This is a genomic window from Streptomyces sp. WM6372 (assembly GCF_001279655.1).
GTDB lineage: Bacteria > Actinomycetota > Actinomycetes > Streptomycetales > Streptomycetaceae > Streptomyces.
The window spans coordinates 1-26,180 of the sequence record NZ_LGDB01000149.1; the positions used below are offsets into that span (position 1 = coordinate 1).

General features: G+C 73.5%; 24 protein-coding genes. 8 read left to right on the plus strand and 16 right to left on the minus strand.

Annotated features, from left to right (window positions below):
- The 9 genes from ADK52_RS12575 to ADK52_RS12610 all read right to left on the minus strand — a co-directional run.
- The coding region (locus ADK52_RS12575; RefSeq protein ID WP_159045920.1) for a phosphoadenosine phosphosulfate reductase family protein at nucleotides 1-318 on the minus strand (318 nt) is incomplete at its 3' end.
- On the minus strand, nucleotides 315-860 hold the full coding sequence (gene cysC, locus ADK52_RS12580; protein ID WP_053689860.1) for an adenylyl-sulfate kinase: 546 nt from the start codon (nucleotides 858-860) through the stop codon (nucleotides 315-317). The genes cysC and ADK52_RS12575, both read right to left, overlap by 4 nt.
- 110 nt (nucleotides 861-970) lie before the next feature.
- The gene (locus ADK52_RS12585; RefSeq protein WP_053689861.1) at nucleotides 971-1,699 is read right to left on the minus strand and encodes a phosphoadenylyl-sulfate reductase; all 729 of its coding nucleotides are present in this window, start codon (nucleotides 1,697-1,699) and stop codon (nucleotides 971-973) included.
- On the minus strand, nucleotides 1,696-1,875 hold the full coding sequence (locus ADK52_RS12590) for a hypothetical protein (protein ID WP_053689862.1): 180 nt from the start codon (nucleotides 1,873-1,875) through the stop codon (nucleotides 1,696-1,698). Before ADK52_RS12590 ends, ADK52_RS12585 begins: the two co-directional genes overlap by 4 nt.
- Nucleotides 1,872-3,581 (minus strand): nitrite/sulfite reductase, encoded by a 1,710-nt coding sequence (locus ADK52_RS12595; RefSeq protein WP_053689863.1) that lies wholly within the window; start codon nucleotides 3,579-3,581, stop codon nucleotides 1,872-1,874. The genes ADK52_RS12590 and ADK52_RS12595 overlap by 4 nt, the downstream gene beginning before the upstream one ends.
- A gap of 229 nt (nucleotides 3,582-3,810) precedes the next feature.
- The gene (locus ADK52_RS44995) at nucleotides 3,811-3,894 is read right to left on the minus strand and encodes a putative leader peptide (RefSeq protein WP_351782709.1); all 84 of its coding nucleotides are present in this window, start codon (nucleotides 3,892-3,894) and stop codon (nucleotides 3,811-3,813) included.
- A 158-nt stretch (nucleotides 3,895-4,052) separates the two neighbouring features.
- On the minus strand, nucleotides 4,053-4,616 hold the full coding sequence (locus ADK52_RS12600; RefSeq protein WP_053689864.1) for a GNAT family N-acetyltransferase: 564 nt from the start codon (nucleotides 4,614-4,616) through the stop codon (nucleotides 4,053-4,055).
- 26 nt (nucleotides 4,617-4,642) lie between these two features.
- Nucleotides 4,643-5,914, minus strand: a complete 1,272-nt coding sequence (locus ADK52_RS12605) for a GAF domain-containing protein (protein WP_053689913.1) — start codon at nucleotides 5,912-5,914, stop codon at nucleotides 4,643-4,645.
- Nucleotides 5,915-6,269: 355 nt separating this feature from the next.
- Nucleotides 6,270-7,955: an acyl-CoA dehydrogenase family protein gene (locus tag ADK52_RS12610; RefSeq protein ID WP_053689865.1), complete on the minus strand. Its 1,686-nt coding sequence runs from the start codon at nucleotides 7,953-7,955 to the stop codon at nucleotides 6,270-6,272.
- A gap of 17 nt (nucleotides 7,956-7,972) precedes the next feature.
- Here ADK52_RS12610 and ADK52_RS12615 point away from each other — a divergent pair, with 17 nt between their 5' ends.
- On the plus strand, nucleotides 7,973-9,106 hold the full coding sequence (locus ADK52_RS12615; RefSeq protein ID WP_053689866.1) for a YihY/virulence factor BrkB family protein: 1,134 nt from the start codon (nucleotides 7,973-7,975) through the stop codon (nucleotides 9,104-9,106).
- A 76-nt stretch (nucleotides 9,107-9,182) separates the two neighbouring features.
- Nucleotides 9,183-9,944 carry a helix-turn-helix transcriptional regulator gene (locus ADK52_RS12620; RefSeq protein ID WP_053689867.1) on the plus strand — a complete coding sequence of 254 codons (762 nt, stop codon included), beginning with the start codon at nucleotides 9,183-9,185 and terminating at the stop codon, nucleotides 9,942-9,944.
- Here the strand turns inward: ADK52_RS12620 and ADK52_RS12625 are convergent.
- Nucleotides 9,881-10,300, minus strand: coding sequence for a VOC family protein (locus ADK52_RS12625; protein WP_053689868.1), 420 nt, complete (start codon nucleotides 10,298-10,300; stop codon nucleotides 9,881-9,883). The genes ADK52_RS12620 and ADK52_RS12625 overlap by 64 nt on opposite strands.
- 311 nt (nucleotides 10,301-10,611) lie before the next feature.
- On the opposite strand from ADK52_RS12625, the gene rsgA reads away from it, so the two are divergent.
- Complete coding sequence (gene rsgA / locus ADK52_RS12630) at nucleotides 10,612-11,733, plus strand: ribosome small subunit-dependent GTPase A (protein WP_053689869.1); 1,122 nt, start codon at nucleotides 10,612-10,614, stop codon at nucleotides 11,731-11,733.
- Nucleotides 11,734-11,831: 98 nt separating this feature from the next.
- On the opposite strand, the gene ADK52_RS12635 is transcribed toward rsgA, so the two are convergent.
- The 3 genes from ADK52_RS12635 to ADK52_RS12645 all read right to left on the minus strand — a co-directional run bounded on the left by ADK52_RS12635 (nucleotide 11,832) and on the right by ADK52_RS12645 (nucleotide 13,821).
- On the minus strand, nucleotides 11,832-12,212 hold the full coding sequence (locus ADK52_RS12635) for a PPOX class F420-dependent oxidoreductase (protein WP_053689870.1): 381 nt from the start codon (nucleotides 12,210-12,212) through the stop codon (nucleotides 11,832-11,834).
- Nucleotides 12,213-12,306: 94 nt separating this feature from the next.
- On the minus strand, nucleotides 12,307-12,789 hold the full coding sequence (locus tag ADK52_RS12640; protein ID WP_053689871.1) for a DUF456 domain-containing protein: 483 nt from the start codon (nucleotides 12,787-12,789) through the stop codon (nucleotides 12,307-12,309).
- A gap of 54 nt (nucleotides 12,790-12,843) precedes the next feature.
- Nucleotides 12,844-13,821: a helix-turn-helix domain-containing protein gene (locus ADK52_RS12645; RefSeq protein ID WP_053689914.1), complete on the minus strand. Its 978-nt coding sequence runs from the start codon at nucleotides 13,819-13,821 to the stop codon at nucleotides 12,844-12,846.
- A gap of 199 nt (nucleotides 13,822-14,020) precedes the next feature.
- Between ADK52_RS12645 and ADK52_RS12650 the strand changes: the two genes are divergently transcribed.
- The 4 genes from ADK52_RS12650 to ADK52_RS12665 all read left to right on the plus strand — a co-directional run bounded on the left by ADK52_RS12650 (nucleotide 14,021) and on the right by ADK52_RS12665 (nucleotide 22,204).
- The gene (locus tag ADK52_RS12650) at nucleotides 14,021-17,797 is read left to right on the plus strand and encodes a S8 family peptidase (protein WP_053689872.1); all 3,777 of its coding nucleotides are present in this window, start codon (nucleotides 14,021-14,023) and stop codon (nucleotides 17,795-17,797) included.
- A 105-nt stretch (nucleotides 17,798-17,902) separates the two neighbouring features.
- A complete protein-coding gene (locus ADK52_RS39850) occupies nucleotides 17,903-19,792 on the plus strand; it encodes a protein phosphatase 2C domain-containing protein (RefSeq protein WP_107090044.1) in 1,890 nt (629 codons plus the stop codon).
- Between the two features lie 61 nt (nucleotides 19,793-19,853).
- A complete protein-coding gene (locus ADK52_RS12660) occupies nucleotides 19,854-21,596 on the plus strand; it encodes a pyruvate dehydrogenase (RefSeq protein WP_053689873.1) in 1,743 nt (580 codons plus the stop codon).
- Nucleotides 21,597-21,769: 173 nt separating this feature from the next.
- Complete coding sequence (locus tag ADK52_RS12665) at nucleotides 21,770-22,204, plus strand: ATP-binding protein (protein ID WP_234343689.1); 435 nt, start codon at nucleotides 21,770-21,772, stop codon at nucleotides 22,202-22,204.
- 37 nt (nucleotides 22,205-22,241) lie between these two features.
- Here the strand turns inward: ADK52_RS12665 and ADK52_RS12670 are convergent, their stop codons facing one another.
- Together ADK52_RS12670 and ADK52_RS12675 are read right to left on the minus strand one after the other, a co-directional pair.
- On the minus strand, nucleotides 22,242-23,303 hold the full coding sequence (locus ADK52_RS12670) for a DUF2637 domain-containing protein (RefSeq protein WP_053689874.1): 1,062 nt from the start codon (nucleotides 23,301-23,303) through the stop codon (nucleotides 22,242-22,244).
- Between the two features lie 204 nt (nucleotides 23,304-23,507).
- The gene (locus ADK52_RS12675; RefSeq protein WP_053689875.1) at nucleotides 23,508-24,359 is read right to left on the minus strand and encodes a (2Fe-2S)-binding protein; all 852 of its coding nucleotides are present in this window, start codon (nucleotides 24,357-24,359) and stop codon (nucleotides 23,508-23,510) included.
- Between the two features lie 99 nt (nucleotides 24,360-24,458).
- Between ADK52_RS12675 and ADK52_RS12680 the strand changes: the two genes are divergently transcribed.
- Nucleotides 24,459-25,169, plus strand: coding sequence for a GntR family transcriptional regulator (locus tag ADK52_RS12680; protein ID WP_053689876.1), 711 nt, complete (start codon nucleotides 24,459-24,461; stop codon nucleotides 25,167-25,169).
- Nucleotides 25,170-25,375: 206 nt separating this feature from the next.
- Here the strand turns inward: ADK52_RS12680 and ADK52_RS12685 are convergent, their stop codons facing one another.
- Nucleotides 25,376-26,149: a hypothetical protein gene (locus ADK52_RS12685; RefSeq protein WP_199828492.1), complete on the minus strand. Its 774-nt coding sequence runs from the start codon at nucleotides 26,147-26,149 to the stop codon at nucleotides 25,376-25,378.
- Between the last annotated feature and the right edge of the window lie 31 nt (nucleotides 26,150-26,180).

Genomic DNA, 26,180 nt, shown 5'->3' on the forward strand with positions numbered 1-26,180 from the left:
CACGTGCAGGCGCAGGTTGTGCTTGGCCACCGCGCGGTCGCGGTAGTCGAGGACCTCGGGGAAGTTGTGCCCGGTGTCGACGTGCAGCAGCGTGAAGGGTACCGGCGCGGGCGCGAAGGCCTTGAGCGCCAGGTGCAGCATGACGATGGAGTCCTTGCCGCCGGAGAAGAGGATCACCGGCTTCTCGAACTCGCCCGCCACCTCGCGGAAGATGTGCACCGCTTCGGATTCGAGGGCGTCGAGGTGCGACAGCGCGTACGGCGCGGCCCCCAAAGAATCGTCCGCAGCGTCGTGGACGTGTGCGACGGTGGCCGTCATGCCAGACCCCTCTCGGTGAGCAGCGCGTGCAGGGCCGAAGCCGACTCCTGCACGGTCTGCGTGTGCGACTCGATGCGCAGGTCCGGGGAGTCCGGAGCCTCGTACGGGTCGTCGACGCCGGTCAGACCGGAGATCTCGCCCGCCGCCTGCTTGGCGTACAGGCCCTTCACGTCGCGTACGGAGCACACCTCGACCGGGGTGGCCACGTGCACCTCCAGGTACGGGGTGCCCTCGGCGGCGTGCCGCTTGCGGACGGCCTCCCGGCTGTCCGCGAACGGCGCGATCACCGGTACGAGCGCCTTGACGCCGTTGCTCGCGAGGAGTTCGGCGACGAACCCGATCCGCTGCACGTTGGTGTGGCGGTCCTCCCGGGTGAAGCCCAGGCCGGCGGAGAGGAACTCGCGGATCTCGTCGCCGTCGAGGACCTCCACGCGGTGGCCCTCGGCGCGCAGCCGCTCGGCCAGCGCGTACGCGATGGTGGTCTTGCCGGCGCTCGGCAGCCCGGTCAGCCACACGGTGGCGCCCTGGTCGCTCACGCTCATCGTTCTCGTCTCCGTCGGTTCTGTGAGAGTCGGTGCTTCGGTACTCGCTGCTTTGGGACTCGGTGTCTCGGGACTCGGTGTCTCGGGACTCGCTGCTTCGGGGCCGCTCATCAGCCGTGCAGTCCGCACTCGGTCTTGGCCCGGCCGGCCCAGCGGCCGGCCCGTGCGTCCTCGCCCTCCGCCACGCGGCGGGTGCAGGGGGCGCAGCCGACGGAGGCGTAGCCGTCCATCAGCAGCGGGTTGGTCAGGACCCCGTACTCGGCGACGTAGGCGTCGACCTCGTCCTGGGTCCAGCGGGCGATCGGGGAGATCTTGACCTTCTGCCGCTTCTCGTCCCAGCCGACCACCGGGGTGTTCGCCCGGGTGGGGGACTCGTCGCGGCGCAGGCCCGTCGCCCATGCGTCGTACGCGGTCAGGCCGTCTTCCAGCGGCTTGACCTTGCGCAGCGCGCAGCACAGGTCGGGGTCGCGGTCGTGCAGCTTCGGGCCGTACTCCGCGTCCTGCTCGGCGACCGTCTGACGCGGGGTGAGGGTGATGACGTTGACGTCCATCACGGCCTCGACCGCGTCGCGGGTGCCGATGGTCTCCTCGAAGTGGTAGCCGGTGTCGAGGAAGACCACGTCCACGCCCGGGAAGGCGCGGGAGGCCAGGTGGGCGACCACCGCGTCCTCCATGGAGGAGGTGACGCAGAACTTCTTGCCGAAGGTGTCGGCCGCCCAGCGCAGGATCTCCAGCGGGGACGCGTCCTCGAGGTCGCGCCCGGCCTGCTCGGCAACGCTCTTCAGGGACACGGCCTCGGGGCCGCCGACGTTGAGACGGTCGTCTTGAGTCGTGGTCATATCTCCTCCCCTCCCGCGGTGTCGGACGTGACGCCCCGGGCCAGCAGCCCGAGGTACTGCAGCTGGAAGGCCCGGTTGCAGGCCCTGCACTCCCAGGCGCCGTGACCCGTCTCGTTCGGAAACAGGTCCTCGTCGCCGCAGTACGGGCAGTAGAACGGGGCCGCGCGCTCGCTCACGAGAGGTCCTCGTCCTTCGCACGGGTCACCCAGGCGGCGAATCGCTCGCCGTCCTCGCGCTGCTCCTCGAAGCGCGTGACGACCCGCTCGACGTAGTCGGGCAGACCGGCCGAGGTGACCTTGAGGCCGCGGACCTTGCGGCCGAAGCCGGCCTCCAGGCCGAGGGCGCCGCCCAGGTGGACCTGGTAGCCCTCGACCTGGTTGCCGTCATCGTCGAGGACCAGCTGGCCCTTGAGACCGATGTCCGCCACCTGGATGCGGGCGCAGGCGTTCGGGCAGCCGTTGATGTTGATGGTCAGCGGCTCCGCGAACTCCGGCAGGCGGCGCTCCAGTTCGTCGATCAGCGAGGCGCCGCGCGCCTTCGTCTCGACGATGGCCAGCTTGCAGAACTCGATGCCGGTGCAGGCCATCGTGCCGCGGCGGAACGGGGACGGCTTGACCCGCAGGTCCAGCGCCTCCAGCGCGGCGACGACGGAGTCGACCTTGTCCGCCTCGATGTCGAGGACGATCATCTTCTGCTCGGCGGTGGTGCGCAGGCGGCCGGAGCCGTGCTGCTCGGCGACGTCCGCGATCTTGGTGAGGGTGGCGCCGTCCACGCGGCCGACGCGGGGTGCGAAGCCGACGTAGAAGCGGCCGTCCTGCTGCCGGTGGACGCCGACGTGGTCGCGCCACTGGCCGCTGGGCTGCTCGGGCGCGGGGCCGTCGGTCAGCTTGCGCCCCAGGTACTCGTCCTCCAGGACCTGGCGGAACTTGGCCGGGCCCCAGTCGGCGACGAGGAACTTCAGCCGGGCGCGGGTGCGCAGGCGGCGGTAGCCGTAGTCGCGGAAGATCGAGATGACGCCCTCGTAGACGTCCGGGACCTCGTCGAGCGAGACCCAGGTGCCCAGGCGCACGCCCAGCTTGGGGTTGGTGGAGAGGCCGCCGCCGACCCAGACGTCGAAGCCGGGGCCGTGCTCGGGGTGGTTCACGCCCACGAAGGCGATGTCGTTGATCTCGTGCGCCACGTCGAGCAGCGGCGAGCCGGAGACCGCGGACTTGAACTTGCGGGGCAGGTTGGAGAAGTCCGGGTTGCCCACGATGCGGCGGTAGATCTCGTCGATGGCGGGGGTGCCGTCGATGATCTCGTCCTGGGCGATGCCGGCGACGGGCGAGCCGAGGATGACGCGGGGCGTGTCACCGCAGGCCTCGGTGGTGGAGAGGCCGACGGCCTCCAGGCGGCGCCAGATCTCCGGGACGTCCTCGATCCGGATCCAGTGGTACTGCACGTTCTGCCGGTCGGTGAGGTCGGCGGTGCCGCGCGCGAACTCCTGCGAGATCTCGCCGATGACGCGGAGCTGCTCGGTGGTCAGCCGGCCGCCGTCGATGCGGACGCGCAGCATGAAGTACTTGTCGTCCAGCTCCTCCGGCGCCAGGATCGCGGTCTTGCCGCCGTCGATCCCGGGCTTGCGCTGGGTGTACAGACCCCACCAGCGCATGCGGCCGCGCAGGTCGTTGGGGTCGATCGAGTCGAAGCCCGTCTTGGAGTAGATCGTCTCAATGCGTGTCCGCACGTTGAGACCGTCGTCGTCCTTCTTGAACTGCTCGTTGCCGTTGAGGGGGGTGTGGTGTCCAACGGCCCACTGACCCTCACCGCGGTGACGGCCGGTCTTGCGGCGCGCGGCGGCTGCGGGAGCTGCGGCAGCGGTCGTTTCGGGGGTGGCGGCCATGGCGGTACGTCCTTCTTCGGCGGCTCGTTGCAAGGGCGGGGGGAGGGGCGGCGAGTGCCCCTGTCATCAGCCCTGCCGCTGAGCAGGTGCGGCCGATCGCCGCCCGATTCTCCGGTTGTGCCGGTGGTCAGGGCGGTGTTCTGCCTTCAGGGGACTGCGGGCGGCGGCGCCCCCGCGACGACGGTGTGCGGGGCGCTGTGCCGGGGCTGCGCGGCGGTGGCTGGTTCCGTCAGCGCGCCGAACAGATGGCACTGGACATGCGGCCGAGGTCGACGTGCCGCCGACTCACCAAGGCAATTCCAGCTCCATTCATGGCGGAAGCGTGTCATGTGCCGATTGGAGGAGTCCACTACTGTCCATTATTCGGACGATGTAGTCCCGTATTCCGAGACGAAGTGACGCCGGTCACGTCGCGAGGGGGAGCGGGATGCGGCCGGAAGCAGTCCCTCCGCGCCGCCCCCGCCGCAGCCCCTACGCGCCCGGCCAGGGGCCGGGGGTCGGGGCGCTCTCCTTCTGCTCCGTCTCCGTCTTGAAGAGCTTGAAGCCGCGGCGGAGGTAGTTGTCCATCGCCGTCGGGCCGTCCTGGCTGCACGTGTGGAGCCAGACCCGCGTCGTCGCCTCGCGCCCCGGCCAGCGGTCCGCCAGGGACCAGGCCGCTTCGACGCCCAGCGTCAGCAGGTGGCCCCCGATGCGGCGGCCCCGGAAGTCCGGGAGCAGCCCGAAGTACATGATCTCCACCACGCCGTCGTCCTGCGGGTCGAGCTCCACGTACCCCGCCGGCGTCCCGCGCTCGTACGCCACCCACGTCTCCACGCCGGGACGGCCCAGCTGCTCCACCCACTGCGCCCGGGTCAGGGACAGCCGGTCCGTCCAGTGGATGTCGCCGCCCACCGAGGCGTAGAGGAAGCGGCTGAACTCCGGCGAGGGGACCTCCGCGCGCCGGACACTGATCTCAGGCCCTGGGACGGCCGCCCGGACCAGGTCCTGCGGCGAAGCCATTTCCAGGGACCACGTGGTGAGTGTGAGGGTGCTCATGCAGGTCAGGGAATCACACCCCCCGGCTACCGCCGGGGGGACCCCCAGGCCCCCGGACGGCCCAGCCGGGCCCTGATCACCGCCGGCGCCGTCGAGTGCGGCAGCAGCGCCGCCGGGTCCCCGGGGCGGATCAGCTCCACCTCCACGTCGTCCGCGAAGCGGTACGGGCGGTGGGTCAGCACCCCGCCCAGGTGCCGCCGTACCCGGGACAGCTCCGCCCGCACCGTCACCGTCCGGGTCGGGTCCCCGAACAGTTCCGCCGCCAGTTCCGCCGCCGACCGCCCCCGCGGGCCCTCCGCCAGCAGGAACAGCAGCTCCGCGTGGCGCGGGCTCAGCTCCTGGGACCAGCTCCCGGCGGCCCCGTACACCGTCGCCGACCACGCGCGCGGACGGCTCAGGTCCAGGACGACCCGGCTCGCCGCCGCGGAGGTGCCCGGCGCCTGCGCGACGCGCAGCAGCCAGCCGCCCGGCAGCGGCTCCACCAGGCAGTCCCCGAGCTGTGCCACCCACACCCGGCCCGGCCCGAACCCCTTCGGCAGCGCGATCCGGTCCGCCGGGGCCAGCCCCGTCACGGCCGCCGTCCAGCCGTGCGGGTCCACCGCCACGGCCTGTCCCGGCAGCCGGGCCAGCAGCGGCGACGCGACCGCCCGCAGCCGCTCCAGCGACTCCAGGTGCCGGATCCGCAGCTCCCGCTCCGCGAGGCGGGCCACCGCGCTCACCCACGCCAGCGTGGCCGGGTGCATCGTGGCCAGCGGCCCGCTGACGTCCACCACGCCCAGCAGCCGCCCGTCCCGCGGGTCCCGCACCGGCGCCCCCGCACAGGTCCAGTCGTGGTGGCTGGAGACGAAGTGCTCCGCCGAGAACACCTGGACGGGCTGCCGGGCCACCAGAGCCGTACCCACGCCGTTCGTGCCGACCACCGCCTCGTCCCAGTCGGCGCCCACCGCGAACCCGAGCCGGTCCGCCTTGCGCAGGATCGGGGAGGCCCCCTCCCGCCACAGCAGCCGCCCCTCCGCGTCCGCGACGACCATGATGTGCAGCGCCGCGTCCAGCGCCGGCAGCAGCCCCTCGCGCAGCACCGGCAGGATCTCCCGCAGCGGCGAGACCTGCCGCCGCTCCTCCGTCTCGGCCGCCGACAGCATCCGCGAGCGCGCGTCCCGGTCCGGGTGCACCCCGCCGGCCAGCATCCGGCGCCAGGACTCGGCGATCTCCGGGCGGGGCTCCGCCGGCGGCGGGTCCCCGGCCAGCGCCGCCGCCCGCACCCCCTTGAGCAGACGCGCGGCCTCCCGCGCGTCCATGGCCGAGATGCGTGCCACATCGACCGTGCTGCCTGCGGTGTAGGCCACCGGAACCTCCCCGTGCGGAACGAAACGCAGAGAACGCTGAGAACGCTGAGAACGCTGAGAACGCTGAGAACGCCGAGACCCGGAGAACGCCGAGAGCTCAGAGGACTCAGAGGGTTGCAACGGTATGCAACTCTCGCCAAGTCCCGGTCACCCGACCGAAACTGTCCGGACGTCGCCTCGCGGCGTGACAGCTCCTCCTCGGGGCTTTCGGATCAGGGGTGGTGCCGAGTCGGCGCGGCGCCACCTCTGCTCCCGGTCAACGGGCCCGGATCCCGGCTCGGACCTGTTTGGGGACAGGTCACGGAACTCAGCCCGCGATCCGCGCCCGTTCGACCAGCGCGCCCAGATGCAGGCTGTGCGGCAGTGTGCCGAAGGCCGCGCCCCAGTCGCCGCCCAGGCGCGAGGCGCAGAACGCGTCCGCCACCTCCGGCGGCGCCCAGCGCACCAGCAGGGATCCCTGGAGCACCAGGGCGATGCGCTCCACCACCCGGCGCGCCCGCGCCTCGATGCCCTCCAGGTCCGCGAGCTCCGTCAGCAGCCCCTTGATGGCCGAATCCAGCCGGTGGTCGGCGCCGCGCGCCTGCCCCACCTCTTGGAGGAGCGCGTTCAGCGCCAGCGGCTCCCTCCCCCTACGCCCTGCGGCGTGGGGGGACCCCCAGAGCGCCCGCAGCACGTCCAGGGCCTGTACGTTGCCCGAACCCTCCCAGATCGAGTTCAGCGGGGACTCGCGCAGCAGCCTCGGCAGCCCGGACTCCTCGACGTAGCCGTTGCCGCCCAGACACTCCAGGGCCTCCGCCACCATCGGCGTACACCGCTTGGTCACCCAGTACTTCGCGGCGGGCACCGCGATGCGCAGGAAGGCCCGCTCCTGCTCCGTCCCGGCGTCGTACGCGGCCGCGAGGCGCAGCCCGAGCGTCGTCGCCGCCTCCGACTCCAGTGCGAGATCGGCCAGCACGTTGCGCATCAGCGGCTGTTCGATGAGCCGTGCTCCGAAAGCAGAGCGGTGCTCCGCATGGTGCACGGCCTGCGTCAGCGCCTGCCGCATCAGCGCCGCCGAGCCCAGCACGCAGTCCAGCCGGGTCGCCGCGACCATCCCGATGATGGTCCGCACCCCCCGCCCCTCCTCGCCGACCCGCCGCGCCCACGTCCCGTCGAACTCCACCTCGGCCGACGCGTTCGACCGGTTGCCCAGCTTGTCCTTCAGCCGCTGGATCGCGAACGCGTTGCGCGTGCCGTCCGGCAGCACCCGCGGCACCAGGAAGCACGTCAGAGCGTCCGTTCCGGAGGAGGACGCCTGAGCCAGCACCAGGAACCCGTCCGACATCGGCGCCGAGCAGAACCACTTGTGCCCCGTCAGCAGGTACTCGCCCGCCGCGTCCAGCGGCTTCGCCGCCGTCGTGTTCGCCCGTACGTCGCTGCCGCCCTGCTTCTCCGTCATCCCCATGCCGAACAGCACCCCGGCCTTCTGCCCGGCCGGCCGCAGCCCCTCCTCGTACGCGTGCGAGGTCAGCCGCGGCTCCCATTCGGCGGCCAGCGCCGGATCCGTCCGCAGCGCCGGTACGGCCGCATGGGTCATCGACACGGGGCAGCCGTTCCCCGCCTCGGCCTGCGACCACACGAAGAACCCGGCCGCGCGGCGCAGGTGCCCGGCCGGCCGGCCCCACGCGTCGGTCAGCCCGGCGCCCACCGCGTGCCCGAGCAGCCGGTGCCAGGCCGGGTGGAACTCCACCTCGTCGATCCGGTGGCCGTACCGGTCGTGCGTACGCAGTTCCGGCGGGTTCTCGTTCGCCTGCGCACCCCACCGCTGGGCCTGCGCCGAGCCCGCCGCCCGCCCCAGTTCCCCGAGTTCCTCCCGCACCTCGCCGAGGAGTTCGGGGGCCGCGGCCGACAGGTGCCGCTCCACGCCCTCCCGCAGCGCCCGGTCGGTGCCGTAGACGTCGTAGCCCACCAGGGGAGGGGCCTGGTTGGTGACTGTGTGGGTGGTGGCTGCCATGCGGATACCGTAAGGACGTGCAGCCAGCAAAAGAAACACCCGAGCGGGTCCACGAGCGGGTCCCCGGGCGACTCCACCGGGCCCGTGCCCTGTACCGCAACGTCTCCAAGCGCAAGATGGCGTGGCTGCTGCTGAAAGACACCGTCAATTCGTGCATCGAGTACCGGATCCTCGGCCTGGCCGCCGAGGCGGCGTTCTTCACGCTGCTCTCGCTGCCGCCGCTGTTCCTGGGCCTCCTGGGCCTCCTCGGGTACGTCGACGGCTGGACGGGCGGCACCTTCGTGGCCTCCATCGAGGAGAACATCCTCAACGCGGTCGGCACGGTCCTCTCCGACCGGGGCGTCAACGACATCGCGAAACCGATGCTCGACGACGTCACCAAAGCCGGCCGCCCGGACCTGATCTCCCTCGGCTTCGCCTTCGCCCTCTGGTCGGGCTCGCGCGCCGTCAACGTCTTCATCGACACCATCACCGTGATGTACGGGCTCGACGGCCAGCGCGGCATCGTCAAGACCCGGCTGCTCTCCTTCCTGCTGTACGTGGTCGCCCTGGTGATCGGCGCGGTCGTGCTGCCGCTGATGGTGGCGGGGCCCGACGCGGTCGTCCGCTGGGTGCCCTGGAGCACCGAGGTGATCGCGGTCCTGTACTGGCCGATCGTCACCCTGCTGTCCATCGCGTTCCTGACCACGCTCTACCACGTGTCCGTGCCCGTGCGCTCCCCGTGGATCGAGGACGTCCCGGGCGCGCTCGTCGCCCTCGCCATGTGGGTGCTGGGCTCGTTCCTGCTGCGGATCTACCTCACGAACACCGTCGAGGGCCCGACCATCTACGGTTCGCTGGCCGCGCCCGTCGCCGTCCTGCTGTGGATCGGCGTGTCGGCCTTCGCCGTGCTCGTCGGCGCGGCGGTGAACGCCGCCATCGACCGGGTCTGGCCGTCCGTGGCCACCGCCGCGGCCCGCGAGGCCAACGAACGGGCCCGCGAGGCGGAGGCCGCGCAGCTGATCGCGCGCGCCGCCGCGTGGCGGGCCCTCGCCGAGGGCGAGTCGGAGGACGACGAGGAGGGGGACGGCGAGATGCCCTCCGAGTTCCCGGAGCGCTGGTCGAAGTTCCTGCCGCCCGAGGACTACTCGGCCCGTCTGCGCAAGCACTGACCCCGGGCGGCGGGCCGCGGGCCCCGGACCCCGGGCCGCGGGCCGATGCCGACGGCCGCGGCGTAACGTGGCGGCTGTGTACGAGGAGCGGCCGTCCGCGCTGGTGCCGGGCGCGATCGTCTGGCGCCGCACCGCAGCCCCCGGAGCCCCCGTCGGGCCCGTACTGCCCGACGGCTGCATGGACCTGCTGTGGACCTGCGGGCGGCTGCTGGTCGCCGGCCCCGACACCGGGCCGCACCCCGTCGGGCAGGTGCCGGGCGGGGCCCCCGGCGCGGTGTCGGGGCTGAGGTTCGCCCCCGGCACGGCGCCCGCGCTGCTCGGCGTACCGGCGCACGAGCTGCGCGACCGGCGGGTCGAGCTCGCCGACCTCTGGCCGGGGCCGGAGGTGCGCGAGCTCGCCGAGCGGATGAGCGCGTACGAGGACCCCGGCTCGGGACTGGAGCGGCTGGCCCGCGGCCGCGCGGCGCGGAGCAAGCCCCCCGACCCCCTCGCCGCACGGGTGACGGCCGGGCTCCGCGCGGGGGAGTCCGTGGCCGCCCTGGCGCAAGCCGTGGGCCTCGGGGAGCGCCAGCTGCACCGGCGCTCCCTCGACGCCTTCGGCTACGGACCCCGCACGCTCGGGCGCGTGCTGCGCCTCCAGCGGGCGCTGGAGCTGGCGCGGCGGGGCCTGCCGCCGGCCGAGGTGGCGTACCGGGCCGGGTACGCCGACCAGGCCCACCTCGCCCGCGAGGTGCGGGCGCTGGCCGGGACCACCCCGGGGGCCTACGCGGCGGCCTACGCCCCGGCGGCGGCGAACAGGGAGACCCCGCAGCCGTCCGGGTCGAGCACGACGGCGTAGCGCTGCCCCCAGAAGGCGTCCCAGGGCTTCAGATGGCCCTCGTACCCGGCGTCCGTCAGCTCGGCGTACACCGCGTCCACCCCTGCGGGCGACTCGCACTGGAATGCGAGCCCCAGCCGGTCGCCCCCGGCGGGGCGGGTCCAGGACGGGTCGAAGGAGCGGATCGCCTCCTCCGTGTCCCAGCCGATCCGGAGCCCGCCGGGCAGGACGGCCTCCACGTGCGGCTGCTCCTCCGCCCCGGCCGGGACGTCCAGACCCAGGCGGCGGTAGAAGGCGAGCGAGGCGGCCATGTCGGAGACGACGAGGCCGATCATGTCGAGTCGGGGAGTCGTCCGGTGAGCTGTTCGTGGAGTCATGCGGCCAGGCTAGGAGCGGCCCGGCCGCCGGTCTTGAACGAATCGGACATGCGCCCGGCAGACGTGGCCGGAAAAGAATTGGCGTGCGCCGGAGCGCACTTGCTACGGTGATCGAGTTCCCCGCCGAACCGCGCGGAACGGTCCAGTTCGTACATGACCCGGAGGTGAGTTCATTGATGACTGTCGTCACGCAGGGCGCCGCCCGCACTCAGAAGACCATCAATGTCACTTCCGTGGTCTCCGGCTGACCTCACACCTCTTCGCGCGCCGCTGAGCGCGCGCTGCCGGGGCCACCCTGTGAAGGGTTCCCCTTGTCTTTCTCTTCCGCTCGTCTTTCTTCCTCCTCCTCTTCTGCGTACGCGTCCGCCCTCGCTCCCTTCGGCTGGGACGAGGCGTGGGAGGCCGAGTTCGCCCCCTACACCGGACAGGGCCTGGTGCCCGGCCGCGTGGTGCGGGTGGACCGCGGCCAGTGCGACGTCATGACGGCCGACGGCATCGTCCACGCCGACACCGCCTTCGTCACCCCGCACGACCCGCTCCGCGTCATCTGCACCGGTGACTGGGCCGCCGTCGAGGCGGCGGGCAGCCCCCGGTACGTCAAGACGTACCTGCCGCGCCGGACCGCGTTCGTGCGCTCCACCTCCTCGAAGCGCTCCGAGGGGCAGATCCTCGCCGCCAACGTCGACCACGCGATCATCGCGGTCTCCCTGGCCGTCGAGCTCGACCTCGGCCGCATCGAGCGGTTCCTGGCCCTCGCCTGGGAGTCCGGGGCGCAGCCGCTGGTCGTCCTGACCAAGGCCGACCTCGTACCGGACCCGGTGACGCTCGCGCACCTGGTCCAGGACGTGGAGACCACCGCGCCGGGCGTCGACGTCCTCACCGTCTCCTCCCACACCGGGGAGGGCACGGACGTACTGGCGGCGATCGTCGCCGGCGGTACGAGCGTGCTGCTCGGCATCTCGGGCGCGGGCAAGTCCACCCTGGCGAACGCGCTGCTCGGCGCCGACGTCATGGCGGTCCAGGCCACGCGCGACGCGGACGGCAAGGGCCGGCACACGACGACCACCCGCAACCTGCTGGCACTGCCCGGCGGGGGCGTCCTCATCGACACGCCCGGACTGCGCGGCGTCGGCCTGTGGGACGCCGGGACCGGCGTCGGCCAGGTCTTCTCGGAGATCGAGGAGTACGCGGCCGACTGCCGCTTCCACGACTGCGCGCACGAGGCCGAGCCGGGGTGCGCGGTACTCGAAGCGCTGGAGACCGGCGAACTGCCGGAGCGGCGCCTGGAGAGCTACCGCAAGCTGCTCCGGGAGAACCAGCGGATCGTCGCCAAGACGGACGCCAGGCTCCGCAACGAGATCCGCCGGGACTGGCGGATCAAGTCGGCCGAGGGCCGGGCCAATTACGCGGCGAAGCGCAACGGCCGCTCCTGAGCCCGCCCCCGGACGCCTGCCCCCTCCCCCGAGGAGGGCAGGCGTCCGGGCCCGGACCGGGTCAGGCGTCGTCCAGCGCCGGCGCAGCCCGGGCCGGGTCAGGCGTCGTCCAGGCCCCAGGCGAACACCCGCTCCGGGTGGATCCGGATCACCTCCGGGCTGAAGTGCGGGCCCAGCGCGTGCGGGCCCACCTCCAGCGTGGCGCGGCCGCGGATCTCGACCCCGCGGACCTTCCACGGCCGGGTGCTCGCCAGATCGTCCACCACCAGCGCGAGCCGCGGGTTGTTCCCGAGGTTCCGCCACTTCTTCGTCGACCCCATGGCCATCCCGCCCACCAGGACCGTTCCGTCCTCCTGCGGGAAGAACCCCACCGGGTTCGCCTGCGGCTGCCCGTCCGCGTCCACCGTCGCCAGCCTCCCCAGCCGCTGCGACCGGAGGTACGCCAGCTGTGCCTCGCTGAAACCCTTGAACTCCGTCATGGGACCCACCCTCGCAGCGCCCCCCACCCCCCGCATCGGGCCACCGGCCGAACAGACGTAGACCCATGGCCCTAAGCCACGCCCACCACGCGCGTCAGCCCGCCACCACCGCCCCGAGCCAGGCGGCCACCACCATCAGGCACGCGAGCAGTTCCACCAGCACGCTCGTGCCCACCGCCCGCATCACCGCCCGGACCGAGGCCCAGGCCTCGCCGTGCGTGCCCAGCCGCAGCCGTTCGCACAGGTAGACGCCCCCCACGAACCCCGGAACCGCCCCCAGCACCGGCACCACCACGAAGCCGAGCAGCGCGCCCGCGCCCGCGTACACCGCCATCCGGCGGGTGACCCCCACGCCGCGCAGCCGCCGCGGCGGCAGCTGCCACTCGACCACCTGGACCACCAGCAGCAGGGCCGTCGCCGACACCAGCAGGGACCACGCCAGGGCCGACCGCTCGTGCAGCGCCCACCACAGCACCCCCGCCCAGACCAGCCAGCTCCCCGGGACACCCGGGACCAGCACCCCGACCACCCCGAGCAGCAGCACCAGCCCCACCAGGAGCAGCTGAGGCAGATCCATGCGCCCAGCCTGACCGACCGGGGCCCATCGGGCCACCCAGCCCCGGGACCGGGCTCACCGGGCCACCCAGCCCCTCTCGTACGCGTGCCAGCCCAGCTGGAGCCGCGTCGTGACCCCCGACAGCTCCATCAGCCCCTTGACCCGCCGCTGCACCGTCCGCAGCCCCAGCTCCAGGTGCTTCGCCACGCTCGCGTCCGTCATCCCGGCCAGCAGCAGCGTCAGGATCTCCAGGTCCGTGGTGTCGGGCACGCCCCCCGACTCCTCCGCCGCGCCCGTCGCCCCCAGCCGCAGCGGCAGCGCCTCCCGCCACACCGCCTCGAAGAGGCCCATCAGGGACTCCAGCAGCCCCGACGCGTGCACCACCAGCGCCGCCGGCTCCGCTCCGCGCGACGTCAGCGGGACCATCGCCAGGGACCGGTCCGCGATCACCAGCTTCGTCGGCACGTCCCCCGTCACCCGGACCTGTTCGCCCCGGGCGAGCGCCGTCGACGCCTCCCTGATGCCCGTCGGCAGGGCCAGTACCTCCCGCTCGATCACCACCCGGTACGCCACGCCCCGTACGGCGGCCCGCTCCTCCGCCTCGTTCTCCATCCCGGTGACCACCTGCGGCCGGCCGCTGACCAGGGCGCACACCTCCTCCGCCGCGCCCAGCTGGAGCTGGTGGAAGCGGTGGGCCACCGCGCTCGCGCCCGTCACCACCTCCACCAGGTCGTGCACCGCCGGCTCGGCCGCCTCCGCCCGGTACTCCTGAGCCAGCAGCGCCGCCGTCAGCTCCGCCTGCTCCAGCTCGTGCCGCTGCTGCGTCAGCAGCGCCCCCAGAGCCACCCCCGGCGGGGCCGCCACCCAGCGTCCCGGCCGGGTCGAGGACTGCGCCGCCAGACCGTGCCGCTCCAGATGCCGCAGGACCCGCTCGGTCTGCGGCACCGGCAGCGTCAGCCGGTGCGCGAGGTCGGGCACCTCCGCCGCCCCCAGCGCCACCAGCGCGCGGTACGCCGACTCCTGGCCCTCGTCCAGGCCTATCGCGTTCAGCAACCGGTCCACCCACCCTCTCCACGGCGCTCCTGGCGGGAAGCGGCCACGGCGCAAACCCGCCGCGGACATCATCGCCGCATCCCCCGCCCCTCTGCCAAGGTGACGCCACCGCAGCACCAACATCCGCCGGTCAGAAGCCACTTGCGGGCAGCTTTGCCGTGCAATGCAGCAGTTGGCCGGAATTCACCTGGGGAGAGCGATGCGCCCGATATCGCGTACGGCGGTGGGAGCGGCCACCGCGGCCGTCCTGGCCGTCACCGCCATCGGCCCGTCGGCGGCACAGCCGAGCGACGGAGCGCCGGGAGGCGCGGGGAAGAGACCGATCGCGGGGAGCGAAGCGGCCGGAAAGCAGCCCACGGCCCCGGTCACCGTGACCCTGGTCACCGGCGACCGGATCCTGGTCTCCACCGACCCGGCCGGGCGCAGCGCCGCCACCGCGATGCCGCGCGAGGACGGCTCGCAGCCGCTCGTGCAGACCCGCCAGAACGGCAAGGACCTCTACGTCTACCCCGAGAGCGCGGTCAAGGCCCTCGCCGCCGGCCGGGTCGACCAGGAGCTCTTCAACGTCACCGGCCTGATCCGGCAGGGCTACGACGATGCCCGCACCAAGAAGCTCCCGCTCATCGCGGTCTACGACGGCTCCGCCGACCTGGCGCGCAGCGCGCCCCCGGCCCCGCGCGGCGCCGAGCGCTCCCTCGTGCTGGGATCCATCGGGGCCGTCGCCCTCGCCGCCGACAAGCAGCAGGCCGCCGCCTTCTGGGCGGACGTCACCGACACCCGCTCCCGCGCCGCCGGCGGGCTGAAGAAGCTGTGGCTCGACGGCAAGGTCCAGGCGAACCTGGAACGGTCCACCAAGCAGGTGAACGCCACCGCCGCCTGGGCGGCCGGGTACGACGGCAAGGGCACCAAGGTCGCCGTCCTCGACACCGGCACCGACCTGGAGCACCCCGACCTCAAGGGCCGCGTCGCCGCGTCGAAGAACTTCACCGACTCCGACACCGACGCGGACCGCCAGGGCCACGGCACCCACACCATCTCCACCGTCGGCGGCTCGGGAGCCGAGAGCGGCGGCGCCAAGAAGGGCGTCGCGCCGGGCACCGAACTGCTCAGCGGCAAGGTCCTCAACGACCAAGGCTACGGCCTCGATTCGTGGATCATCGCCGGGATGGAGTGGGCCGTCGAGAGCAAGGCCGACGTGGTCTCCATGAGCCTCGGCGACCCCTCGCAGACCGCCTGCGACGACCCCATGTCGGCCGCCGCCGAGCGACTCGCGCAGAGCGGAGGCACCCTCTTCGTGATCGCCGCCGGCAACTCCGGCCCCGGCAACAACACGGTCTCCTCGCCCGGTTGCGCGCCCAGCGTGCTGACCGTCGGCGCCGTCGACCGCGACGACACCACGGCCTCCTTCTCCAGCCGCGGCCCCACCGGACTCCAGCACACCCTCAAGCCCGAGATCGCCGCCCCCGGCGTCGGGATCTCCGCCGCCGCCGCGGGCGGCCGCGGGGTGTACGCGTACCAGTCCATGTCCGGTACGTCGATGGCCACCCCGCACGTCGCCGGCGCCGCCGCGATCGTCAAGCAGCGCCACCCCGACTGGACCGCCCAGCAGGTCAAGGCGGCCCTCGTCGGCTCCGCGAACTCCGCCGTCCCCGGGGACGTGCGCCAGACCGGCGGCGGCCGCCTCGACGTCAAGGCCGCCGTCGACACCACCGTGACCGGCGCGCCCGCCGTGCAGGGCGGCTCGTACCACTGGCCGCAGGAGCGCGGCGACCGGACGAGCGTCGAGATCCCGTACACCAACAGCGGCACCCGGCCCGTCACCCTCGGCCTCGCCGTCGAGAAGGTCACCGGCAACGACGGCTCAGCCGTGCGCAGCCGGATCGCGGGCCTGGACCGCCGTACGGTGACCGTCCCGGCCGGGGCCACCGTCAAGGTGCCGCTCGCCCTCGACCCGGCGGCCCGGCTGGAGCGCTCCCAGTACGGGGACGTCACCGGGCGCGTCGTCGCCACCGCGGACGGCGTGCACGTCTCCACGCCCTTCTCGCTGTACGTGGAGCCGGAGACCGTCACCCTGCGCGTCAAGCTGATCGACCGCGCGGGCAAGCCCGCCGCCGGACCCTCCTCCCTCGACGTCATCGGCACCGACGACGCCAGCGGGGAGCGCCGCTTCAACGACGGCGCCGCGGACCAGGTCTACCGGGTGCGCCCCGGCTCGTACTTCCTCTCCGCCTTCGTCGGCACGCTCGACGCGGGCGACGGGGCCACGCTGTACGACTCCCTCACCTACCTGGGCCGCCCCCAGGTGGAGGTCAAGAAGGACACCGTGATCGTGCTGGACGCCCGCAAGGCCGCCCGGCTGTCGATCGCCACCGACCGGCCCGCCGAGGCCCGCAACACCACCCTCGCCTTCTCCCGGTACTGGGACGAATCCTGGCTGCACGCGGGCACGGCCATGGGCGGACGGACGATCCGCGGCTACTACGCCTCGGTCGAAGGCCGGGCCCACGAGGGAGAGTTCGAGTTCGGCAGCTACTGGCGCGCGGCCGCGCCGCTGATCTCCGAGCTGAAGGTCGCCGGCCCCGGCGGCCCGGCCCTGCACCCGATCACCGCCTCCACGGGCAGCGACAACCTCGACGCGGCGGGCGGCGCGCCGCTGGTCGACGCGGGCGCCGGTACGCCCGAGGAGCTCGCCGCCGCGGGCGCCAAGGGCGCGATCGTCCTGGTCAAGGCGGAGGACGGCTCGCTGTACGAGGTCGCGAACAACGCCAGGGCGGCCGGGGCCGTGGCCGTCCTCGCCTTCCGCGACGCCCCCGGCCGCTGGGCCGGCTTCACCGGCTACGCGGGCGGCTCGCTCCCGGCGCTGACCATCGAGCAGCCCGAGGCCAAGGCACTGCTGGCGCGGCTCGCGGCCGGCAAGGTCACGCTGAACTGGAAGGGCAGCGCGAAGAGCCCCTACGTCTACAACCTGGCGCAGGTGGAGAAGGGCGAGGTGCGCGGGGACCGGACCTACCGGGTGCGCGACCGCGACCTCGGCTCCGTCGAGTCCACGTACCACGCGATGGGTGTGGCCGCCGACTTCACCGACATGACCGGCGCGTACCGGCCGCTGGGCAACGCCGTGTACTTCGGCGGCCTGGACACGGTCGCCGTGCCGGGCCGGCGCACCGAGTTCTACTCCGCCGGGGACACGGCCTGGGACCACCTGGTCTCCAGCAGCTTCCCCTGGGGCGAGTTCATGACCGACCAGCAGCGCACGTACGCCAAGGGCGGCAAGCGCAGCGAGAGCTGGTACGACGGGGTCATCGGCCCGGTCGCCGGCCGCGACCTCGCGGGCCGGCCGCAGCTGGCCGCCGAGCGGCAGGGGAACCTGATCGGCTTCGCCTCCGCGATGTGGGGGGACAGCGGGCACTACGCGCAGGCGGGTTCCTTCGGGGACGTCGGCGGGCTGGTCCTGAAGCGCAACGGAGAGCAGATCGGCGACAGCTGGTACCCGTCGGGGGTCTTCGAGGTCCCGGCCGAGGAGGCCACGTACGAACTGACGCAGCAGATCGAGAAGTTCGGCGCCCCGGCGCGGACCTGGCAGCGCTCGCAGGCGGTGGCGACGACGTGGACCTTCCGGTCGAAGCAGGACCCGGCGCAGTATTCGCAGGCCCTGCCGATCCTCTTCCCCTCGATCTCGATCCCGGCGGACGGCATGAAGACGCTGCCGGCGGCGAACGGGCAGACGATCGGGCTGGGCGTCACGGGGCACGCGGGGTACGTGCCGGGGGCGCTGAAGTCGGTGAAGCTGGCGTACTCGTACGACGGTGAGCACTGGACGCAGGCGGCCGTCGCCGAGCGGGGCGGGCGGTGGTCGGCGGTCGTGGACCACGCCGGGGCCGGGGCCGGCCGGCAGGTTTCGCTGAAGGTGGAGCTCACCGACACGAACGGCGCGGCGGTCACCCAGACGGTCGTGCGGGCGTACGACATCCGTTAGGTCGTACGAGAGATACGAAAAGGGGTCCACCCGGGCGGCGGCCCGGTGGACCCCTTTTCGCGCATTCGGCGTTTTCTGCCGCTGTGGGGGGCCAAGAATGAGCCCATGAGTCAGCAGGGCGCGGACGACTGGTGGCAGAAGCTGTACGAAACCCCGGACCCGGACCCGGACCCCACCCCGGACCCGGCCGACACCCTGGATTCCCGCTTCCACTCGGCATCGTCCGTCACCACCCGAGTCCCACCCCAGGGCGCGCCCGGGCCGCCGCCGGTGGGTGCGCCGCCGGGCCCGGTGGGCGGGCCACCCGTGCCCGCCGTGCCCCCCGTGCCGCCCGTCCCGTCCGCGCCGCCGGAGCCGGAGCCGGAGCCGAAGCCGGTCCCGCCCGCACCCCCGGGGCCGCCCGGGGCGGGGCCGGGGCCCACGCCACCGGCGCCGCCGGGGCCTGCGCCCTTCGGGCTGCCGCCGGGGCCGGTGCCGCCGCCGTACGCCGTGCTGCCCAGGCCGCGCAGGGAGGCCGACCCGGAGTCGGCGCCGCCGCCCCGGGACCCCCGGGAACCCGGGACGACGGGATACGGCCTGGGCAGTGTGACCGTGCCGCCGGTCCTCCCCGAGGCGCCGCCCGAACTGCCGGTCTGGCGCTGGGGCGCTCCGCCCGAGCCCCCGACCCGGGACGCACCCCCGGAGCCCCCCGCCCCCGAGCGGACGCCTGACGGTGACACCGGTACGCCACCGTGGCCCGGAGCCGGAGCCGGAGCCGGAGCCGGAGCCGGAGCCGGAGCCGGAGCCGGGCCCGTTTCCCGGCCCGGCCAGGACCCCGGCCCGGCCCATGCGGCCGAGCCCGTACCCGGACCCGTACCCGTACCCGTACCTGAACCCGAACCCGGACCGGGAGCCTGGCCCTGGCCCGGCCGCGAGCCGTCGCCCGGCTCCGTCGCCGTGCCGGATCCGCGCTCGGGTGCGGAGCCCCCGGCTCCGTGGGACGCCCCCGGCGCCGGGCAGGCCGGTGCCCCGCCTCTGGCCGGGTCGGGGGATCCCGTCGCCGGTGAGCCCTGGTCCGGTGCCGGAGACGGTGCCGGAGCCGGTGGGGAGGCGACGGTGTGGGGCGGGGAGCGGCCCGTCGTGGAGTTCCTCGGGGATCGGGCGCCGACCTATGCCGCCGAGCCCGGGGCGCTGCCCCTCGCCGATCCGGGGGCGCTCGGGGAGCTCGTGCCCGACACCGTGCTCGAAGGGGCCCGGCACGGGGCGTACACCCTGCGCGCCACCTCCGTGCGCGGGGACTCCGCCCGGTTCCGCGGCGAGTCCCGGCGGGACTTCCTGCTGACCGCGCGCTTCGGCACCGGCGACGACGCGCTCGTCCTCGTCGCCCTCGCCGGAGGGGACCGCGCCGCCCCCGGCGCCGCCGAAGCCGCCGCCGAGCTGTGCCGCTGGATCGCCTCGGCCGTGGGCCGGAGCCGGGAGCGGCTCGCCGACGACATCCGCGCCGGCCGGCGCGACGCCCTGCGCTCGGGGCTCCAGCGCCTCACCGACCGGGGTTACGGGCGCCTGCGCGCCCACGCCGCCGAGCTCGGGCTCCCGGAGGACGCGTACACCGCCGGCCTGCGCGTCCTGCTGCTCCCCATCGACCCCGAGTGCAAGACCCGGATCTCCTTCGGCGCGGGCGCCGGCGGCCTGTTCCGGCTCAGGGGCGGGGCCTGGGAGGACCTGGAGCCGCAGCCACGGCCGCAGCCGGACTCGGACTCGGACTCGGAAACGACCGGGACCGCCGTGGACGGGTTCCGCTTCCGTGCCGCCGTGGCCCGGCCCCGCGACACCCTGCTGCTCTGCTCCGGCGGGCTCGCCGACCCCATGCGCGAGGAGGGACTCCTTCCGGCCGAACTCGCGGCCCGCTGGACCGGAGCGGAGCCCCCCGGCCTCGCATCCTTCCTCGCGGACACCCAGCTCCGCCTCAAGGGCTACGCCGACGACCGGACAGCCGCCGCCGTCTGGGAGGCGTAACCGCGCCGAGTGTGGATGGATGGACGGGCGTACCCGGCGGGCAACGGAAGGGCGCTTCTCCATGGGCAAGCAGAACGTGGCCGAGCAGTTCGTCGACATCCTCGTGCGCGCCGGCGTGCGCCGGATGTACGGAGTCGTCGGCGACAGCCTGAACCCCGTCGTCGACGCCATCCGCCGGACCGGCGGCATCGAGTGGATCCAGGTCCGGCACGAGGAGACCGCCGCCTTCGCCGCCGGGGCCGAGGCCCAGATCACGGGCCGGCTTGCCGCCTGCGCGGGCTCCTGCGGGCCCGGCAACCTGCACCTGATCAACGGCCTCTACGACGCCCACCGCTCGATGGCCCCGGTCCTCGCGCTCGCCTCCCACATCCCCTCCGGCGAGATCGGCCTCGGCTACTTCCAGGAGACCCACCCCGACCGGCTGTTCACCGAGTGCAGCCACTACTGCGAGCTGATCTCCAACCCGCAGCAGATGCCCCGCGTGCTCCAGACCGCGATCCAGCACGCCATCGGCCGCAGCGGTGTCGGCGTGGTCGCGCTGCCCGGCGACATCGCCTCCCTCCCGGCACCGGAGAAGAGCATCGAGCACGCGCTCGTGACCGCGCGGCCGACCGTACGCCCCGGCGACGGGGAGATCGAGAAGCTGGTCCGGCTGATCGACGAGGCCGACAAGGTCACCCTGTTCTGCGGCAGCGGCACCGCCGGGGCGCACGCCGAGGTCATGGAGTTCGCGGGCCGGGTCAAGGCGCCCGTCGGGCACGCCCTGCGCGGCAAGGAGTGGATCCAGTACGACAACCCGTACGACGTCGGCATGAGCGGACTGCTCGGCTACGGCGCCGCCTACGAGGCCACGCACGAGTGCGATCTGCTGATCCTGCTCGGCACGGACTTCCCGTACAACGCCTTCCTGCCCGACGACGTGAAGATCGTCCAGGTGGACATCCGCCCCGAACACCTGGGCCGCCGCTCGCAGTTGGACCTCGGCGTCTGGGGGGACGTACGGGAGACCCTGCGCGCCCTGAACAGCCGGGTCAAGGCCAAGACGGACCGCCGTTTCCTGGACCGGATGCTGAAGAAGCACGCGGACGCGCTCGAAGGCGTGGTGAAGGCGTACACCCGCAAGGTGGAGAAGCACACCCCGATCCACCCCGAGTACGTGGCCTCCGTCCTCGACGAACTCGCCGACGAGGATGCCGTGTTCACCGTCGACACGGGCATGTGCAACGTGTGGGCGGCGCGCTATCTTTCCCCGAACGGCAAGCGGCGCATCATCGGCTCCTTCAGCCACGGCTCCATGGCCAACGCCCTCCCGCAGGCCATCGGGGCGCAGTTCACCGACCGCGGCCGTCAAGTGGTGTCGATGTCGGGCGACGGCGGTTTCTCGATGCTGATGGGAGATTTCCTCACCCTGGTGCAGTACGACCTGCCCGTCAAAGTGGTCCTCTTCAACAACTCATCGCTCGGAATGGTCGAGTTGGAGATGCTGGTTTCCGGCCTTCCTTCGTACGGAACGACCAACCGCAACCCGGATTTCGCGGCGATCGCCCGCGCGGCGGGCGCGTTCGGGGTCCGCGTCGAGAAGCCCAAGCAGCTCGCAGGGGCTTTGAAGGACGCGTTCCGGCACAAGGGACCCGCCTTGGTGGACGTGGTGACCGATCCCAACGCCCTGTCGATTCCCCCCAAGATCAGCGCTGAGATGGTGACCGGTTTCGCACTTTCCGCCAGCAAGATCGTGCTCGACGGTGGCGTGGGAAGGATGATCCAGATGGCTCGATCCAACCTGCGCAACGTGCCCCTCCCGTAAGCCCGCAGGAGTGCGGATTGCCCCGGCGGGCATGCATCCCCGTAGACCAGTTCGAGATCCACGGGAACTTACGGGGGAGGGGCATCGCCGTGCGGGTGGGGGCGAAGACCGGGAAGCAGTGGAGGAGAGGGCGGCCCGAACCGCGTGAACCGTCCGTCGAGGACGGGAGAGCGGTGGACGCGGTGCAGATCACCCGAAGCATACGCCGGGCGGATCTCAAGGCGGTGGGCGAAGTGCGCCGGGCCTTAAGGGAGTTGATGCGTCACCGGTGCCCGGCCGACACCGCCGAGGTGGCGGAGCTGCTGATCACCGAGCTCGTCACCAACGCCCTCGTCCACACCGACCAGGGCGCGGAGGTGTCCGCGCGGCTCGCCGCCGACCGGCTGAGGGTGGAGGTCCGGGACCACGCCACGCGCAGGCCGCGGCCGTACGTACCGACCGCCGACGACGGTACGCACGGCCGCGGACTGATGCTGGTGCAGGCCCTCGCCGACGCCTGGGGCGTGGACGCGTCCGTGCAGGCCGGCGGAAAGGTGGTCTGGTTCGAGCTGGACGGCGCCCTCGGCGGCCGGGCCTACGGCGGTGCGTACGACGGAGGGCCCGCCTGACCGGCGGGCCCTCCGGGGTCGGTCCTGCGCGCAGTCGTCAGCCGAACTGCTGCTCCAGGTCCTTGAGTTTGCGTTCGAGCGAGTCGAGGCGGGGGATCGTCTGGGTGTCGTCCTCGGCGGTGAGGTCCACCGTCCGGGTGCCGGTCACCTCAGCGTTCTCGGGTCCGTGCACGGCCTGAAGGGAGGGCCGGCGGCGCGGTGCGGGCAGCTGTCCCGTTTCCGCTATGGCCGGCTCCGCGCCGACCGGCGCGGAGCCCGATCCGGGGGCCAGCCCCGGTACGTCGACCTGGCGGGCGCGGGAGCGTCCGAACGCCCGGTTCTGCCGGCCCAGGGCCTTGATGCGGGCCCGGTCCAGCCGGTTCTGGTCGCGCCGCCGGTGGCGGTCCTGCTCCCGCTCGCGCTTGTCCTCGCGTACCTCGTCCACGGCCTCGTCGAGGGTGCGGACACCCTCCAGCAGCATGAGGGACCAGGCGCCGAAGGTCTCCCGGGGGGCCCGCAGCCAGCGGACCATCCGGATCTGCGGCAACGGGCGCGGGATCAGGCCCTGTTCGCGCAGCGCGGCCCGGCGGGTCTGCTTGAGGGCGCGGTCGAAGAGGACGGCCGCCGAGAGCGACATCCCGGCGAAGAACTGCGGGGCGCCGTCGTGGCCCATGCCGCGCGGCGCGTGCACCCAGTTGAACCAGGCGGCCGCGCCCGCGAACAGCCAGACCAGCATGCGCGAGCCGAGGGCGGCGTCGCCGTGGCTCGCCTCGCGGACGGCGAGCACCGAGCAGAACATGGCGGCGCCGTCGAGGCCGAAGGGGACGAGGTACTCCCAGCCACCGGAGAGGTTCAGGTTCTGCCGGCCGAAGCCGACCAGTCCGTGGAAGGAGAGCGCGGCGGCGACCGCCGCGCAGCAGAACAGCAGGACGTAGGAGGCGGTTCCGTAGACGGCTTCCTTGCGCCGCCGCCGCTCTTCGCTGCGCTCCCAGGTGTCTTCGGCCGCGGCCTTGTCGCCGTCCCGCTTGCCCCGGGCCAGTACCGCAACTGCCGCAAGCACGCCCAGGATCAGCAGGCTGCCGGGCAGCAGCCAGTCCAGCGATATGTCGGTCAGTCTCATGCGGATGTCCCTTGCCTCTGCCTCGCGTGTGCGGCCTTCCGGGAGCCATGGTGGCGCAGGAGATCGGCCCGGCACGCGGGTTTCGGGGCAAGTGGACGCCATCGGGGGGCGGGGCCCGCCGGATAGGGTGTTGTCACTCGAACTACCGCTCGTACGGTCGGGGTTGCGTTCGATTTCGGTCAGTCGTACGAGTGGGTTCAGAGGTCAGGCGGCAGCCGTGAGGCGGATGATGCGGTCCGCGTCGCAGGTGCGGGGACAGGTGGTGCAGGTGTCCTCGGGCCGGATCGTGTAGAAGAGGCAGCAGCTGGCCCGGTCCCGGGTGGGGAGCTGCTCGCCGCGCGGGCCTTCGAGCGTGCGGAACGCCGCGCCGGCGGTGTACGGGGCCGTCCGGCCGGGCAGCAGCGCCTCCAGCTCGGCCATGGCCCGCTGTTCCTCGTCCACGAGCTTCCCGAGGTGCCAGACGCCGGAGACGATCTCGTCGGTCACCATGCCCCACAGGGCGCGGCGGCCGCGCCGCACGCGCGGGCCGAAGGCCTCCAGCACCGGTTCGAGGTGGTGGGCCACCGCAGCCCGTACCTCGGCGCGCAGCGCCTCCTCGCCGGGCACGACACGGGCCCCGGGGAGAGCGGCCGCCGGATCGTCCGGCAGGCAGGAGAAGGACTCGGCGCGCACGCTCATGCGCCCCTGGGTCCGGTGGAACGCCACGTCGCCCGCCGACAGGTGGGGCACCCGGCGGTCGAGGAACCAGGGGGCCGTGATGAGCAGGCACGCGGGCCACGCGTACCGGTGCAGCCCGAAGGTGGCCACCACGTCGGGGCGGGCCTGGCGGCCGTAGTCCCGCAGGACCTGGGCGTCGTCCCAGGCGAGGTAGCCGTCCACCTCGGTCCCGCCGGCCGCGAGCGCGTCCGCGCCGATCCACCCCACACCCCGAGGGGCGGGCTCGTGCGCCGCGCGCTCGACGACCTGGAGGCGGGGGTACGCCCGCGACAGGCGTGCGTACGCGTCCGCCACCGGAGAGCCGGCCGGGGGCGGGGCGACGACGGAGCTGTCGGGCATGGCGGGACCACCGATTCGCACGGTCGGAAGCAAGAGAGGTAAGCCTTACCTTATCTGATCTAGGGCGGGCGTACCAGCACCCGCGGGACCGATTCGCCTATTCTCGGGAGGGCGCAGGTCAGGTCGAGACCCGAGGAGGACGGAGTGCACGAGGCGGCACACGGCAGGGTGGCGGCGCTGATCCCGGCGCAGAAGGTGCTGCGGCACTCGGTGCGCGGGCAGGTGCTCGACGCACTGCGCGCCGCGCTCGTCGACGGGGACCTCGTGCCGGGGGAGATCTACTCCGGGCCGGCCCTGGGGGAGCGCTTCGGCGTCTCCGCGACGCCCGTGCGCGAGGCGATGCAGCAGCTGGCGCTGGAGGGGGCGGTGGAATGCCTCCCGAACCGCGGCTTCCGGGTGCTGTCGCGTACGCCGCGGGCCCAGACGGAGCTGGCGGAGGTACGGGCGCTGCTGGAGGTACCGGTGGTGCTGGGTCTGGCCCGTACCCTCCCGGCGGAGGCCTGGGCGGCGCTGCGGCCCGTGGCGGCGGCAGCGGCCGGGGCGGCCGAGGCCGGTGACCTGGCGGGGTACGCGGACGCGGACCGGGCCTTCCACCGGGAGCTGCTCTCCCCGGGCGGGAACGAGCAGCTGGTCTCGGTGGCGCAGGAACTCCACCGCAGGTCCCAGTGGCCCCTCCCGGGGGCCCCGCGCACCCGCCGGGCGGAGCTCGTCGCGGACGCGGCGGAGCACACGGCCCTCCTTGAGGCCCTGATCGCCGGTGATCTCCCGACCGTGGAGCAGGTGCTCCGCAGCCACTTCGGCACGGCCTGAGCCGGGCGCGCCCCGGCCCCCTCGGGGCTGCGTCCCCCGGCTCCCTTCGGCTGCGTCCCCAGGCCCTCTGCGGCTTCCGCCGCCGGCCCCTCGCAGCTTCGCCGCCGACTTGCGGGTGTGGCCCCCGGACTTTGGGGCTTGGCCCTCGGCCTCCGGGGACTTCGCCGCCGATGTCTCGGGGCTTCGCCCCCGGAGGGAGCGGCGGGTCAGACGCCGGCGGGGCTGGGGCTGTCCGGGTGGAGCTGGTCGGCCAGCCAGGTGGGGATGCCGCCCAGGAGGTGGAACAGGCGCCGGGCCTCCGCGCGCAGGCGGGCCGCCTCCGGTTCCGGCTCGGCCTCGGCCAGCGCCGCCAGCGCGGGCGCCGTGCCGATCAGGAAGCCGAGGTCCTCCCGGATGCGCAGCGACTCCGCGAAGCCCTTGCGGGCCTCCGCCACCTCCCCGTCCCGCAGGGCCAGCGCCGCCAGGTGCCGCCAGGTGAAGGACAGCAGCAGCGTGTCCCCGTGCGCCAGCGCCCCGGCATGGGCCCGGCGGTACGCCGGACGGGCCGACTGCGGGGCGTCCGCGAGGTGCTCCGCGACCAGCCCCCGCCGGAAGTCCAGCAGCGGGCGGGTCCGGGACCCGGGGGACAGCAGCGCCGCCGCCCGGCCCAGGGCGGAGCGGGCCTCGTCCGAACGGTCGCGGACCCCGAGCACGGTCGCCGCGTAGGCCAACTGCCCCCGCTCGCAAGCTGCCGCGCCCCGCTCGTCGTCGTCGCGGGCCACCGCCTCCGCGACCCGCAGCGCGTCCTCCGCCTCCGCCCACCCCTGCCCGGTGAACAGGCACCGCTCGACCAGCAGCGCGGTCCGCTGTACGGCCGCGCCGGCGTCGTGCAGGTGGGGCGTCAGCAGGGCCGCCGCGTCGGTCCAACAACCGCGCGAGCGCAGCCGCCATATCGCCCGCTGGAGGGGGTCGTCCCCCCCGGTAGTTCCGGCACCGGACATGGCGGTATCCGCCACATTGCCCTCCCCAAAG